The sequence below is a fragment of the Candidatus Protochlamydia sp. R18 genome, assembly GCF_000648255.1.
Lineage (GTDB): Bacteria > Chlamydiota > Chlamydiia > Chlamydiales > Parachlamydiaceae > Protochlamydia > Protochlamydia amoebophila.
Genome location: NZ_BASL01000725.1, coordinates 21,674 through 34,922, shown reverse-complemented (window position 1 = coordinate 34,922; position 13,249 = coordinate 21,674). Strand labels below are relative to the sequence as shown.

11 protein-coding genes are annotated in these 13,249 nt (G+C 34.4%); 6 read left to right on the top strand and 5 right to left on the bottom strand.

Translation table 11 applies throughout. The features are described 5' to 3' along the window. Window positions 1-522: 522 nt before the first annotated feature. From TY19_RS07775 to mutY, 3 genes are all read left to right on the top strand, one after another. The gene (locus TY19_RS07775) at window positions 523-957 is read left to right on the top strand and encodes a hypothetical protein (protein ID WP_042281562.1); all 435 of its coding nucleotides are present in this window, start codon (window positions 523-525) and stop codon (window positions 955-957) included. 339 nt (window positions 958-1,296) lie between these two features. After that, the gene (locus TY19_RS07770) at window positions 1,297-2,490 is read left to right on the top strand and encodes a glycosyltransferase (protein ID WP_042281560.1); all 1,194 of its coding nucleotides are present in this window, start codon (window positions 1,297-1,299) and stop codon (window positions 2,488-2,490) included. 133 nt (window positions 2,491-2,623) lie between these two features. Next, on the top strand, window positions 2,624-3,682 hold the full coding sequence (gene mutY, locus TY19_RS07765; RefSeq protein WP_042281558.1) for an A/G-specific adenine glycosylase: 1,059 nt from the start codon (window positions 2,624-2,626) through the stop codon (window positions 3,680-3,682). On the opposite strand, the gene TY19_RS07760 is transcribed toward mutY, so the two are convergent. Both TY19_RS07760 and TY19_RS07755 read right to left on the bottom strand, forming a co-directional pair. Beyond that, complete coding sequence (locus TY19_RS07760; protein ID WP_042281555.1) at window positions 3,612-4,421, bottom strand: glycosyltransferase family 2 protein; 810 nt, start codon at window positions 4,419-4,421, stop codon at window positions 3,612-3,614. The genes mutY and TY19_RS07760 overlap by 71 nt on opposite strands. Continuing rightward, window positions 4,418-4,906, bottom strand: coding sequence for a peroxiredoxin (locus tag TY19_RS07755; RefSeq protein ID WP_042281552.1), 489 nt, complete (start codon window positions 4,904-4,906; stop codon window positions 4,418-4,420). The genes TY19_RS07760 and TY19_RS07755 overlap by 4 nt, the downstream gene beginning before the upstream one ends. A 224-nt stretch (window positions 4,907-5,130) precedes the next feature. On the opposite strand from TY19_RS07755, the gene hemB reads away from it, so the two are divergent. Then, window positions 5,131-6,162: a porphobilinogen synthase gene (hemB, locus tag TY19_RS07750; protein WP_193354033.1), complete on the top strand. Its 1,032-nt coding sequence runs from the start codon at window positions 5,131-5,133 to the stop codon at window positions 6,160-6,162. 46 nt (window positions 6,163-6,208) lie between these two features. On the opposite strand, the gene TY19_RS07745 is transcribed toward hemB, so the two are convergent. Then, window positions 6,209-8,371, bottom strand: coding sequence for a YjbH domain-containing protein (locus TY19_RS07745; protein ID WP_042281548.1), 2,163 nt, complete (start codon window positions 8,369-8,371; stop codon window positions 6,209-6,211). A 239-nt stretch (window positions 8,372-8,610) separates the two neighbouring features. On the opposite strand from TY19_RS07745, the gene TY19_RS07740 reads away from it, so the two are divergent. Together TY19_RS07740 and TY19_RS07735 are read left to right on the top strand one after the other, a co-directional pair. After that, window positions 8,611-9,843: a cation:proton antiporter gene (locus TY19_RS07740; RefSeq protein WP_042281546.1), complete on the top strand. Its 1,233-nt coding sequence runs from the start codon at window positions 8,611-8,613 to the stop codon at window positions 9,841-9,843. An 83-nt stretch (window positions 9,844-9,926) separates the two neighbouring features. Then, window positions 9,927-11,318: a Na(+)-translocating NADH-quinone reductase subunit A gene (locus TY19_RS07735; protein WP_042281544.1), complete on the top strand. Its 1,392-nt coding sequence runs from the start codon at window positions 9,927-9,929 to the stop codon at window positions 11,316-11,318. On the opposite strand, the gene TY19_RS07730 is transcribed toward TY19_RS07735, so the two are convergent. Both TY19_RS07730 and TY19_RS07725 read right to left on the bottom strand, forming a co-directional pair. Then, complete coding sequence (locus tag TY19_RS07730; protein WP_042281541.1) at window positions 11,311-12,135, bottom strand: ABC transporter ATP-binding protein; 825 nt, start codon at window positions 12,133-12,135, stop codon at window positions 11,311-11,313. The genes TY19_RS07735 and TY19_RS07730 overlap by 8 nt on opposite strands. Then, window positions 12,132-13,157 (bottom strand): ABC transporter ATP-binding protein, encoded by a 1,026-nt coding sequence (locus TY19_RS07725; protein ID WP_042281538.1) that lies wholly within the window; start codon window positions 13,155-13,157, stop codon window positions 12,132-12,134. Before TY19_RS07725 ends, TY19_RS07730 begins: the two co-directional genes overlap by 4 nt. Between the last annotated feature and the right edge of the window lie 92 nt (window positions 13,158-13,249).

Sequence of the window (13,249 nt, the reverse complement as noted above, 5' to 3'; positions counted from 1 at the left end):
ACCGAACCTTAAGTTATGTCTCCATTTTAAGAGAATCTTCAGATGTCATGGTTGATGTTGAGTGGAGAATATTAATCAAACACACACGCTTTCTCATTCCTTTTACTATAAACAAATCTTTACTTTTTACAGATAAGAGTAGTTTCTATTTGGGATCGCAACGATGAAAGCGAAATTGAACAACCAATCAATTTTTCAAATTCTCTAAGTCCAAGACTGTTTTTTCATTTTTTATAAGCGATTTGTGAAGTAAATATAACCTTTTCAGTTTATTAATTTCAATGTTAGTTTATAAAAACCTTTTGAAAGTATAATAATCTCAATTTTGAATATTTTTTTTGAATTTCATGCCCTTTTTGATTTCCTTTCTCTAAAGAGAAGAATCTCTTAATTTCCTCTTATTCGAAGTTTTCGTGCGAAAAAAGTTAAGAAAAAAATATTTTATCAAAATTTCGATTTCAGCTATGTATCAAATAATTTTTTTATGTTAGGCTATAAATTGATACAAGCATTGAGGTGATTATGGCTCTCCCAGATAAGTCAAAAAACAAAAAAAAAGAATCTACTCTTTTTGGATTAGAAAATAAATCTAGTCCTTTAACCGAGTTGGATCAATTCGACCCCGATAAAATGACTCTTTCAGATGTGGAAAACATGATTTCTAAGGTGAAAATTTTACATGATGAAATTGATCGAAAACTAGATGATATTTTTCAAAAATCGGGTTGGACTTCTAAGCAGATTAAAACTTATTTAGATAATCCCAATAATTTTACCGTGGATGAATGGGAAAAAGTTCAAAGAGACCGTCAAAAATTGATGAATACTCTAAAAACAGGAAAAGATTTACAAGCAGCTTCCATTTCAAGTGTGAAGACAGAGCAAAATTCAAAATTAACGCGAGAGCGTCGGGGTAAAACGATTGGAGCTCGCCGTAATTGGATTTCCATGCAATAAGATAGAGGTGTTTTTTATTCCTATTAGGTGAAGCAGCAGCTAATAGACGTGGATTCGAGGATCTTAAATAAGCGGGACTAAATTTTAGTGAGATTTTCAAAAAAGCATTCCAGCATTATTTTATACTTTTTTTTCATTATTATTGTTATTGCTTTTTATACTTTTTTAAAAATTGATAGGGTAAATTTTTGTCGATCAATTTGAAATTTCAAATTCTTTTCTGAAAACTCTCTTTTCGCTTGTTCAATTTCAGATTAACCTCTTAATTCAGGCTAGCAAATCAATTGAAGTTAAGGTATTCGAAATATCCAAAATTTTGTTGTAGACAGAGGAAACACTATGAATTTAAAAAAAGTCTATCTTTTTTCTTCAATCACGACGCAATACGGAGTGTTAAATTATTTTTTAAAAGAACTTAATAATGCCTTAAATAGACAAGGTGTTATTTGCCGGATTATTGAGGCTAAAAAAGATGACCCTCGTTCTTTTTTAGAAGAATTATTAAATGATCCTCCCGATTGTACTTTATCTTTTAATGGATTGTTACCTGATGAAGAAGGACATTTTTTAGCAGATATGATCAAAATTCCTCATGTTGCTTATTTAACCGATGCTCCTAATCATTTTTTTTCTTTAGCTAAAAGTTCTTACACTATTATTGGTTGTATTGATCGCAATTTTTGTCAGACATTTCGAGATTTTAAAGTTCCTCATGTTCTTTTTTTGCCTCATGCGGTGAGTAAAACGTCAGCCCCCTCTTTTGCACATAAGCCAATTTACGATGTTTTAATGCTAAATTCTTTTATTGATTATGAGGCCATACGCCAAGAGTGGAAGGAAAAATATTCTTCAGAACTTATTCACGTATTAGAAGAGGCGGCGGAGTTAACACTCAATGAGCAACAGATATCCTATATGCAGGCCTTAATTCAAACTTTAGATCAACATTTGCGAGCAGGTAAAGCTATTGATCCAAGGCAAATTAATTTTGAATTACTTTTAGATGATTTAGAGGTATACGTTGGAGGAAAAAGTCGTGTAGAACTTATCCAAGCTATTGATGGGGCAACTGTTCATATTTTCGGATCTCAACCACACGTCGGAGGCTGGAAAAAATACCTAGGTCAAAAAGATAATGTTAAAATTCACGCTCCTGTACCTTTTAGTGAAGCTCTTGAATTAATGAAGCAATCTAAAATTCTTTTAAATTGTACCCCGGAAATCAAACAAGGTGCTCATGAAAGAATTTTTAGTGGTCTTGCGAGTGGAGCCGCTGTGCTGACTTTAGATACTCCTTATATTCGAGAACAATTTGTTGATGAAGAAAATATTTTAATGTTTGGCCCTCGAAAATGGAAAGAACTTAATCAAAAAATTCGCACTTATTTATCCGATGATGAAAAGAGATATCGAATCGCAGGTAAGGGACGTGAAAAAATTATGCAAGATCATACGTGGGACCAACGTGCGATCACTTTAATTCAAGAATTACCTTCTATGTTAGAAAAAATACGCTCTCAAAAACTTGAATAGTTGATTTTGAGTTTATTGCTTATTAATGGTATATTTTTTACAAGTAAATGAAATTTTTTTTATTTACTTGTTTATTGTTTCTAAACACAATAATTTATTTATTCACTAACCTACTTAGCTTTGATTCTTTTTAATGTCTTCTTCTTTCCCTAATGAAAAATTAAAAAAATGGTTCCTGTCTTCAAAAAGAGATCTACCTTGGAGACAAAATCCAACACCTTATGCAGTTTGGATTTCTGAGGTCATGCTGCAACAAACGCAAGTTGCCGTTGTCATTCCCTATTTTAATCGTTGGATGCAAGCATTTCCCTCTATTGAAGCTTTAGCTATAGCATCTTTAGAAGAAGTCATTAAAGCTTGGGAAGGGCTTGGTTATTACTCGCGAGCGCGTCATTTACATCAAGGAGCTCAATATTTAGTTGAACATTGCCAAGGTGAGCTTCCAGCAGATGAAAAGGAATTAAAAAAAATTAAAGGGCTAGGACATTATACTATCGGAGCTATCTTAAGTTTTGCTTTTCATCAAAAAAAAGCAGCTGTTGATGGAAATGTTTTACGCGTTTTAGCTAGATATTTTCAAGTTGAAGAAGATATTGCGAAAACTTCCACGATAAAAAAATTGCGGGATTTTGCAGAATCTATTTTGCCAGATGAAGAGTCTTGGATATCTTCTGAGGCTTTAATTGAATTGGGAGCGACAATTTGTAGCCGTAAAGCGATATGTCAGGAATGTCCATTAAAAAGTAATTGTCAAAGTTATTTGCATGGATTAAGTGATAAACTTCCCATTAAAACGAAGGCAATTAAAACACAATATTTGTATAGAGCTGTTGCGATAGTGAAATGTGGGGATTATTTTTTAGTAAAAAAAGGAAAAAAAGGAGAAATTATGTCCGATCTTTACGAATTTCCCTTTTTTGAAGTCTCTCAAGAGGGAATTACACTTAAGAAATTACAAGAAAATATCAAGTTGCATTGGAATTTATCTGTACATCTTTTGCAATCACTATCCTCTATTGAACACGGCTTTACTCGTTATCAAGCGAGGTTAGACCCTTGTGTTTTCAATTGTCTAGAAATGTCTCCTGTAAAAGATCTGGAATGGCTAGATACGAAGTCTCTTAAGCAGAAAGCTTTTTCTTCAGGTCACCGTCGCATTTTTCAGAGCCTTCTTTCTTTAGATATCGATTAATTTCAGCAAGTTTTAAATATTTATAAAAGGCTGTTGAGCCATTATAAAAACTGATTTCGAATCCCTCCTGCCCATCTAAAAAGCCTCTTTTAATAATATAGCTTTTAAAAAAAGAAAAAAGTCCGTGTGATAAGGCTTTCACAAATGAAGAAGATTTGCGCCCTTTATATTGCTCTGCAAACAAAGTAGAATAGGATTGCATTTTAGAGAGAAAGTCAGATATTTGATCATATGAGTAGTGTTTCAAAGGAGATTGGAGATGAACGTGAGTCAGCTCTGTTGCGATAATGGCTTCATGGACTTGAACATTAGTAAAGTGTGTTTCTTGTTTATTGTAAAGTCGAATTTGCCTATCTGGGCTCCATCCACACCCTTTAATCCATTTTCCTCGATATTCATTACGTCTGGGAAACGAATACACATGTTTGGATTTTAGTTGTAATTGGGAAATTTCAATCGCTAACTCTCTTGTGACAACTTCATCACTATCTATTGATAAAATCCAATCATTTTTAGCTAGGTTCGAAGCTGTATTATGCGTAGGTCCAAAACCTTTGAATGGTTCATGATAAATTGCGACATTTGTAAACTGTTTAGCAAGCGAAACAGTTTCATCTTGCGACCCTGTATCACAGATTACAACTTCATCAAAACCTTTCAAAGCTTGTAGGACTTCTCTTAGATATTTTTGGCTATTTTTTGTTAAAATAGTGACGCTAATGGGAAAAGAAGAGGTCATGTCATTTCACCATTCTTTAATATTTGAATTGCTTTTAAAACACGTTCAGCATGTCCATCAACTTGAGCAGGACTTTCAATCCATCTTATTAAACCTTTAGCATCTACGATGAAAGTAGATCGTATAACTCCCATTTTTGTTTTACCAAAGATTTTTTTTTCTTGCCAAACTCCAAATAAGTCACACATTTCATGGGAAGAATCGCTCAGTAAAGTAAAATTGAGTTGATACTTGTGACTAAATTTTTCATGTGATTTTAAGGAATCGGGGCTAATTCCAATAATACGTGTTTCAAATTTTTCGAAAGAAGTTTTGATATCTCTAAATTGGCAAGCTTGCAACGTACAGCCAGGGGTATCATCTTTGGGATAAAAATATAGAACATAAATTTGCCCTAATAAATTAGTTGAAGAAAAGAGTTGATTTTGTTCATCAAATGCTTTGAATGGAGGCACTTGTTGCTGGACTGAAACGCGAAGATTCATAATTTGATCCTAAAAAATTTTCTTGATTATTAACCTAAACTTTGGATTTATTATAATATTAAATCAGAAAAAACACATATTCGTTTATTTTTAAATTTAAAAAACTTACTTTATCTATCCAAGATGGTATAATCCCTAAAACCATCTCTATTTAAATTATGAAAATATATGAACTGTTGCTTTGCATGAAATTATTAATACGTTTTTATCTATAGGTTTTTTTGATGGAAAATAAAACTTTTTCTTCATTCCCTCCTGTTTTTTTACAATCCAATATCATTAAAAGGCCAAGAAGAAATAGACGTACAGCCGCTATAAGGGGTCTTGTTCAAGAAAATCATTTACATCCAAGTCAACTAATAGCTCCACTTTTTGTTTTAGAAGGTAAACAACAACAAATAGCCATTAAAAGCATGCCAGGCATTTTTCGTTATTCGATCGACGAAATGTTAAAAGAAGTAAAGTCCCTTTATCAATTAGGTATCCGCGCTGTGGATCTATTTTGTTATATTGAGGGCGACAAAAAAGATTCTTTTGCTTCAGAAGCTGTTAGGTCAGGAAATTTATTTTGTCGAGCAATTCAAACTTTAAAAGAAGATTTTCCCGATCTTTGTGTGATGATGGATGTGGCTTTAGATCCTTTTACAAGTCATGGACATGATGGAATAACCAATGAAAAAGGGGAAATTGATAATGATCTAACTTTACCTATTTTAGCTCAAATGTCTATCTTGGCAGCAGAAGCTGGAGCAGATATTGTAGCTCCGAGTGATATGATGGATGGGCGAATTGGCTATATTCGACACGCTCTTGATCAAGAAGGTTATCAGCAAGTAGGTATTTTGTCTTATGCAGCTAAATACGCCTCAGCATTTTACGCTCCGTTTAGAGAAGCTCTTCACTCTGTTCTTCAATTTGGAGATAAAAAAACCTATCAGATGAACCCCGCAAATTCAAGAGAAGCTATGCTAGAATGCCAACTGGATGAGCAGGAAGGGGCCGATCTCATTTTGATCAAACCAGCTTTGGCTTATTTAGATATTATAGCAAAAATTAAAGAGCAAACGCATTTACCTGTTGGTGCTTATCATGTGAGTGGAGAATATGCTATGGTAATGGCTGCAGCATTAAATGGTTGGTTAGACGCTGATAAAGTATTTGAAGAATCGCTTCTTTCGATAAAAAGAGCTGGAGCGGATTTTATCTTAACTTACGCAGCTCGTCGAGTAGCTGAAAATCTTCAAAAGCAATTTTGAACTAAAAACAAATTGGATGATTCAAGCAATCTTATATCTATTATCTCTACTGGCGATTTTGATTGATCATAAGATATAACTCTGTTCCGGTATAAGCTCTGATACCAATATCCCTTAGCCAAGCAGACATTCCGTACCCCCATTTAGAGCGGCTACTTTTTGTATAAAAAATATCAAGAGGAAGAGAAAAATAAAGTCCTTTGTCATGATAAGTTTGTCCATTGATGACATCATGACCATTAGTGTACGTTGCCCAAAAGCCAATCCTCAAGCCACTTGGAAAATAGCGGGAAATTTCAGTCCGGACTCCAAAATCATCTGCCAAGAATTTTCCAGCGCTTATCTTAAATTCTAACCCTGTATTTTTCCAGTCATAATAAATATTCAGGAAATATTGAGAGCCAATAAACTTTAAATAATGAGGGGTAAACCCATCTAATTTACGAATTTTACTGGTAAAATCGACACCATGTGGAGTACGTTTTTTTAAGATAGCAAAATCCATTCCAATCGCCCAGTTAGAATTAACAGGGTAATAAAGCCACTCTGTTCCCACACCACCATACTCTTGCTCTAACAAACCTAATGAAATTCTGATATACCATCCACTACCCCAATTCCAAACTTTTTCGAGATAAGCCTCATCGATTGTGATAGATTTTTGTTGAAAATAGTTAATAATGTCCGTTCGAACGTTAATCAGTTGAGAAGGGTTTAAGCGATCAACACTGTGAATGTCATGTAAATTGGACAGGGCAAAATATCCAAATTTAATAGAATAGTAAACATTGTTTTGAAGAAAGCCATTCAAAGCTAGTGTAAGACCAAGCGCATATTTAAATTTACCCCGCGAACTTCCAAATAAAGTATGAACTTTAGGAAGCAATTCTAAATTAAACCTCTCTCGTTTCTTTGTGAAGAGGAGTTTAGATTTAAAAGGATTTGGATAACTAACTTCATGCATAGGGCTTAAAATGCCCAATTCATAGCCACCTATGGCTTGTTCTTTGTAAAGTCTGATATACTCCATGTTAAAGTGATATTCTTGAATAAGTGCTGGGACTGCATCAAGAACAACAATAACTTCATCAATATTTTCAGGTGTTAATGCTCCAAGAAGAGCATATAATCTTTCTCTGAAGCGTTGTTCTTCTCGATAAGCCATATTGCACACTTTTAGTCGCAATGTGAGTTTTTCTTGTTCATTGCTTAACCAAGCTTCTAATAAATCGATTCCTTGATCACGCATTGCATACGTCAAATCTTGAACGATGGCATCATCAGGTCTTAAAGCTCCTATTGCTTGCGTGTTAACAGGTGATTTATAAGGCAGGGGATCTGAGATTTTTGGAATCATTCCTTTTGTTGATCCAAAATTATAATAGCTGGAAGCACTAAAGGCTATAGCATCTCCTCTAATATAAGAGACGGATAAATCGATACTATCCCAAAGGCGATATTTAATACCGATATTCCAATGAGTATGTTTAATTCTCCCTTTAGGGTGCCTTTCTAGCGTCTCATTTTTATAAGGAATGGCGTCATATTCTAAAATAAAAGCGAGGTTTTGAAAATAAGTCCATTTTGTTTGCCTAAAAGGAAACCAAGTCATACCTCCAAACCATTTATGGATACGATGAGCTCCATAGCCTAAGCTAATTTCCAGATTATTCTTAAGAAATACCTGTGTTAAAACAATATAATAAGCTTTAAAAGCTTGTGTTCCTAAAAAATCTTCCATTCCTATGGCTAATCCAGGTAAATCATAATGACTTGCTTCTGGGCTAAATAAAGATAGTTTAACGTTAGCACCTTTATCAGAAAAATCTCCAAATCCTAAAGGTGTTAATACAGGGTCAGCTACTCCTCTAAAAACCCGGTAGTTTCCCGATATTTCCAAAAAGTCGACTAACTGAAAACGTAAATTATAAGAGTAATAAGGAGGAACCCAAGCATAGCCAGTACCAATTTCGCCTTCTTGTCCCATTCTTGCAGAAGGCATTGCAAAATAACCACCTTGTAAGAGATGATTATATGTCACAGGTAAGCGTTCATTTTGTCGTCTATTCCAATACTCCACTACCTCAAGATCTTCCATCAAATTAGCTTGAGGATCATCGCAAACAAACTCTAAAGAATGAACGTTTGAGCATGTTAGGATAAGAAAAAGGGAGATAAGAGAAGATAAGATTTTTTGATAATCGAGCATAATCAGAAGAAACGGCTTGACACTTTACTTTAACTTAATAAACTTTGAAATAACGACTCGTGATATTTACACTTTTCATCTATTGATTAATTTAGGGCATGAAAATTTATTTTTTTCATCAATGTGCGTCTAAAATAAATAAATTATTCTGATGAATGGTATAGGAAGAAAAAGCATAAGACGCAAATTGCTTAAAAGCAAGAATTATACTAATTTTTGGAGAAACAATAGGAGGAAAGGTGTTAGTTCAAAATTTTTTTCTGCAATTAGTGATCATTCTGTTTGCAGCTCGTTTCTTAGGTGAAATTGCTTCGAGGTGTAATATTCCTTCTGTCATAGGGGAACTTTTCGCAGGTATTTTGATAGGGCCAAGTTTATTTGGATTGATTGCTCCCACAGACACCATTAAACTTTTGTCAGAAATTGGTTTAATTTTATTGCTTTTTGAAGTTGGCTTAGAAACTGACTTATCAAGATTAGCTAAAACTGGTTTTAAACCTTTTCTTGTAGCATTAGGAGGAATTATTTTTCCTTTTGCCGCGGGATTTATGATTAGCTACAATATATTTTATTTGAATTTACTCACTTCTTTATTTATTGCCAGTACGTTAACTGCAACAAGTATTGGGATCACTATTAGAGTATTAACAGATCTTAAGAAGCATGCGAGTGATGAAGCTCAAATCGTTTTAGGAGCAGCTGTTGTTGATGATATATTAGGGATTATTATTCTTTCTATGCTTTATGAATTTTCTGTAAGTGGGGGAATAGATCTGTTAAATGTTAGTAAAATCATTATATTAGTTTTCTTATTTTTATTCCTTGCACCGATTGCTGCTAAATTAATATCGCAAATCGTTAAATATTATGACGTTAAAAGTGCAACTCCTGGATTAATTCCCAGCATTATCATTTCATTGATTTTATTCTTTGCTTGGCTTGCTCATCAAATGGGCGCACCGGCATTACTGGGTGGGTTTGCAGCTGGTTTGGCCCTTTCAAGACAATTTTTTATTCCATTTCTTTCTATGCAGCAAAACATTCATTTTGCTCATCGTGTAGAAGAACAAATGAAACCAATTGTTCACCTTTTTACCCCTATTTTTTTTGTGACGATTGGATTATCCTTAAATTTACGAGCCATTGATTGGAGCTCATTTTTTATTTGGTCTTTATCATTAGCGATTTTAGCAGCGGCAATTTTAGGAAAATTTGCGTCAGGATTTTTATTATTTAAAGATTCTAAATGGGTGAAATGGGCTGTCGGATTAGCGATGATACCACGGGGTGAGGTGGGGTTAATTTTTGCGGAAGTTGGAAAGAATGTGAAAATTTTTAACGATGATATTTACGCCTCAATGATTATTGTCATTACCATCACAACAATTATTGCTCCCATATTGCTGAGAATGTTTTACTCTTATAAAGAGAAGAATGTTGTTAAACTTTTAAGTAAAGACAAAGCAAAGTAAAAATTGAGTATGACGTTGCGCTTGCTTAAAACCCATTTTTCAATTAATTTTTGTTTTTTAATCGAATTTTAAGGATGAAATTCATGAGCCATATAAAAATCACTAAAGGATTAGATATTCCCATCAAAGGAAAACCGGAAGGAATTACTAAACTTTTAGTAGCAAGTGGAGAAGCACATGCATTGAAAAATCCTGTTCAAATTGCTCTTGATTTCAATCCTTTTGAAGATTTGCGTTTTAAATTATTGGTTCAAGTTGGTGAAAAAGTAAAGTTAGGACAGCCTTTAGCAGAAGATAAGGATACACCGGGGCGCTATTTTGTTTCTCCAGCAGGAGGAGTCGTTCGGGAAATTCGAAGGGGGCTTAAAAGAAGACTTCTCGATATTGTGGTAGAAACTTCTAATCACGAAGAGGTTAAAAAACATCCTCTTTTAAGTTTAAATACAGCATCTAGAGAAGAACTTGTTGGGGCTTTAATGACAGGAGGGCTATTTGCTCGGATTCGGCAAAGACCATTCAATTTTTTAGCAAATCCTCATCAAATTCCTCGTAGTATTTTTGTTAAGGCTGTGGAATCAGCTCCCTTTACACCTCCACCAGACATGCAGATAAAAGGATACGAGAAAGAATTTCAAGAAGGTTTAAAAACGTTAGCAAAATTAACAAATGGAGCGGTTCATCTTATTTATCAAAAAGATAATTTAGAGCCAGCTTTTTTTAATGCGGAAGGTGTTCAAAAGCATACTGTAGAAGGGCCTCATCCTATTGGAAATGTTTCTTTACACATTCAACATATTGATCCTATTTATTCTCCTCAAGATGTTATTTGGACCTTAGACGTACATACTGTTGTTGCAATTGGTTATTTTTTACTTCACGGTGAATATTTGGTTAATCGGGTGATAAGTATAGCTGGGACAGGTATTTTAGAAGGTAAGACAGGATTTTTTCAAGTTCGCGAAGGATTCCCTATTTCTTCCCTGATTGCAGGTCGCATTGCTAAAGGGGTGGTGAGGTTTATTTCTGGTAATCCGTTAAATGGGCGTCAAGTGTCCGCAGAAGATTTCCTTGGTTATTATGATTATGTGTTTTGCGCTATTCCTGAAAATATCAAGCGGGAATTTATGCACTTCTTCCGTTTAGGAATTGATAAATATACGTTTAGTAAAACGTATTTATCAGGTCATTTAGATAACTCTCAACGGGAATATGATTTTACAACAAATCAACATGGCGAAGAGCGCGCTTTTATCGATAGTACTTTATACGATAAAGTGAATCCTCTTTCTGTTTCAATTATGCATCTCGTAAAAGCAGTTTTAGCGGAAGATTATGACCTTGCAGTGAAATTAGGCTTATTAGAAGTTGATGCTGAAGATTTTGATTTGGCTACATTCGTAGACCCTTCTAAAATTGAAATGAACCAAATTATTCGACAAGGATTAAAGCGTTACGCCGCAGATATTCTTAAGTAATATTTTTGATTTTGGATTGACGGGGGCGAAGTCTAGGAATTGCGTTAAGAAGCTCTTTTGTATAAGTACTTTGGGGATTTTCAAAAATTTGTATATTAGAGCCACTTTCGATTATTTTTCCTTTATAAAGCACAACAATGTTGTCAGCAATATGTTTGATGACAGAAAGATCGTGAGAAATAAATAAATAGCTTAAATCTAAAGTTTCTTTTAATTCGATGAGTAAATTGAGTATTTGTGCCTGAATTGAAACATCCAAAGCAGAAACAGCTTCATCACAAATAATTAATTTTGGATTCAAGGCAATCGCACGTCCAATGCAAATACGTTGTTGCTGACCTCCTGAAAATTCGTGAGGGTACCTGTTCATAATATCAGGAGAAAGGCCAATTTTTTGTAAAACATCCACTACTTTTTCAATTTGTTCTTCTTTAGTTTTTACTATGCCATGATAGAAAAGAGCTTCTCCTATACTATCAAGGATTGTTTTTCTTGGATTTAAGGAGGCATAAGGATCTTGAAAAACTATTTGAATGTTTTTTCTTATTTTTTTTAGTTCATTTTTAGAGAGATCTCGAAGAGATTGCCCCGAAAATAAAATTTGCCCTTCAGTCGGTTCTATGAGTCGCACAGCTGCTCTAGCAGCAGTACTTTTTCCGCTCCCGGATTCACCAACCATTCCTAATACTTCACCTGTTTTAATTGAAAAATCAATATCATCAACGGCTTTAAAAACTTCAATCTCTTTTCGAAATAAACCAGCCATGATTGGAAAATATTTTTTTAGCCCTTTGACACAAAGTAAAAATTCTGTCATGGCCTCTCCAATGGAGAATTTTTAAGTTTGGTTTGACTTTCTAAAGAACCATCATACAACCAACATTTTACTATGTGGTTATCTGGCAGAGAAAAACTAAGTACCTCTCCCTGACGACATTTTTCCATAACAAAAGGGCAACGAGGATGGAAGCGACACCCTTTTGGGAGTTTTTTATAAGAAGGTACTTGTCCGGGAATGGGCTTTAATTTACCTTGCTTACCTTGTAAAGAAGGTTTAGATTCAAAAAGACCTAAAGTATAAGGATGCGCTTTGTGGTAAAAAATATCTTCTACATGCCCTTTTTCGACACTTTGTGCTGTATACATTACGATCACCTCGTCGGCCATTTCTGCAACAACACCCATGTCATGAGTGATTAAAAGAAGGGCCATCCCGTTTTTTTCTTGAAGATTGCGAATCAGTGATAATACTTGTGCTTGAATAGTGACATCTAAAGCTGTCGTTGGCTCATCTGCAATTAAAATATCTGGTTCACACATTAGCGCCATCGCAATCATTACGCGTTGTTTGAGTCCACCTGATAGTTGGTGTGGGTAGGCATTAAGTTTACTTTCTGCATCGTTTATTCCAACTGCTTCTAAAGATTCTTTAGCTCGTACCCATGCCTCATCAGGATCAAGGTTGAGGTGAAAATAAGCTACTTCAATTAATTGATTACCAATGGTATAAACAGGATTTAGCGCACTCATAGGATCTTGAAAGACCATAGCAATTTTTGATCCTCGGATATGACGCATCTCTTTTTCCGTTAGCTGAATCAAATTTTGGCCTCGATAAAGAATTTCTCCTTTTATGGGCAAGGTTGGAGGGGTTGGCAAAATACGAAGAAGAGAATGGGCTGTCATTGATTTACCACAGCCTGATTCTCCTACAAGCGCTAACGTTTTGCCAGAATATAGTTCAAAATCAAGCCGATCGACAACATTCCAACAATCTTTGCCGCTGCGTAACTGAATCGTTAGATTGCGAACTTGTAAAATTGGTGGTTGCTTAGACATTAATCCTCATATTAGCCTTGCGAAAAAGTTTATAATGGTGAGGATTCTATTATTTATCAAAATAATAAATGAGAGAGATTAGAAGTTTTGAT

Bases quoted from the DNA above. Each gene is read 5' to 3' on its own strand.
- TY19_RS07755 (WP_042281552.1), bottom strand. From the start codon at position 4,906: ATGAATCTTCGCGTTTCAGTCCAGCAACAAGTGCCTCCATTCAAAGCA.
- TY19_RS07760 (WP_042281555.1), bottom strand. From the start codon at position 4,421: ATGACCTCTTCTTTTCCCATTAGCGTCACTATTTTAACAAAAAATAGC.
- TY19_RS07770 (WP_042281560.1), top strand. From the start codon at position 1,297: ATGAATTTAAAAAAAGTCTATCTTTTTTCTTCAATCACGACGCAATAC.
- TY19_RS07725 (WP_042281538.1), bottom strand. From the start codon at position 13,157: ATGTCTAAGCAACCACCAATTTTACAAGTTCGCAATCTAACGATTCAG.
- TY19_RS07745 (WP_042281548.1), bottom strand. From the start codon at position 8,371: ATGCTCGATTATCAAAAAATCTTATCTTCTCTTATCTCCCTTTTTCTT.
- mutY (WP_042281558.1), top strand. From the start codon at position 2,624: ATGTCTTCTTCTTTCCCTAATGAAAAATTAAAAAAATGGTTCCTGTCT.
- TY19_RS07730 (WP_042281541.1), bottom strand. From the start codon at position 12,135: ATGACAGAATTTTTACTTTGTGTCAAAGGGCTAAAAAAATATTTTCCA.
- TY19_RS07775 (WP_042281562.1), top strand. From the start codon at position 523: ATGGCTCTCCCAGATAAGTCAAAAAACAAAAAAAAAGAATCTACTCTT.
- hemB (WP_193354033.1), top strand. From the start codon at position 5,131: ATGGAAAATAAAACTTTTTCTTCATTCCCTCCTGTTTTTTTACAATCC.
- TY19_RS07735 (WP_042281544.1), top strand. From the start codon at position 9,927: ATGAGCCATATAAAAATCACTAAAGGATTAGATATTCCCATCAAAGGA.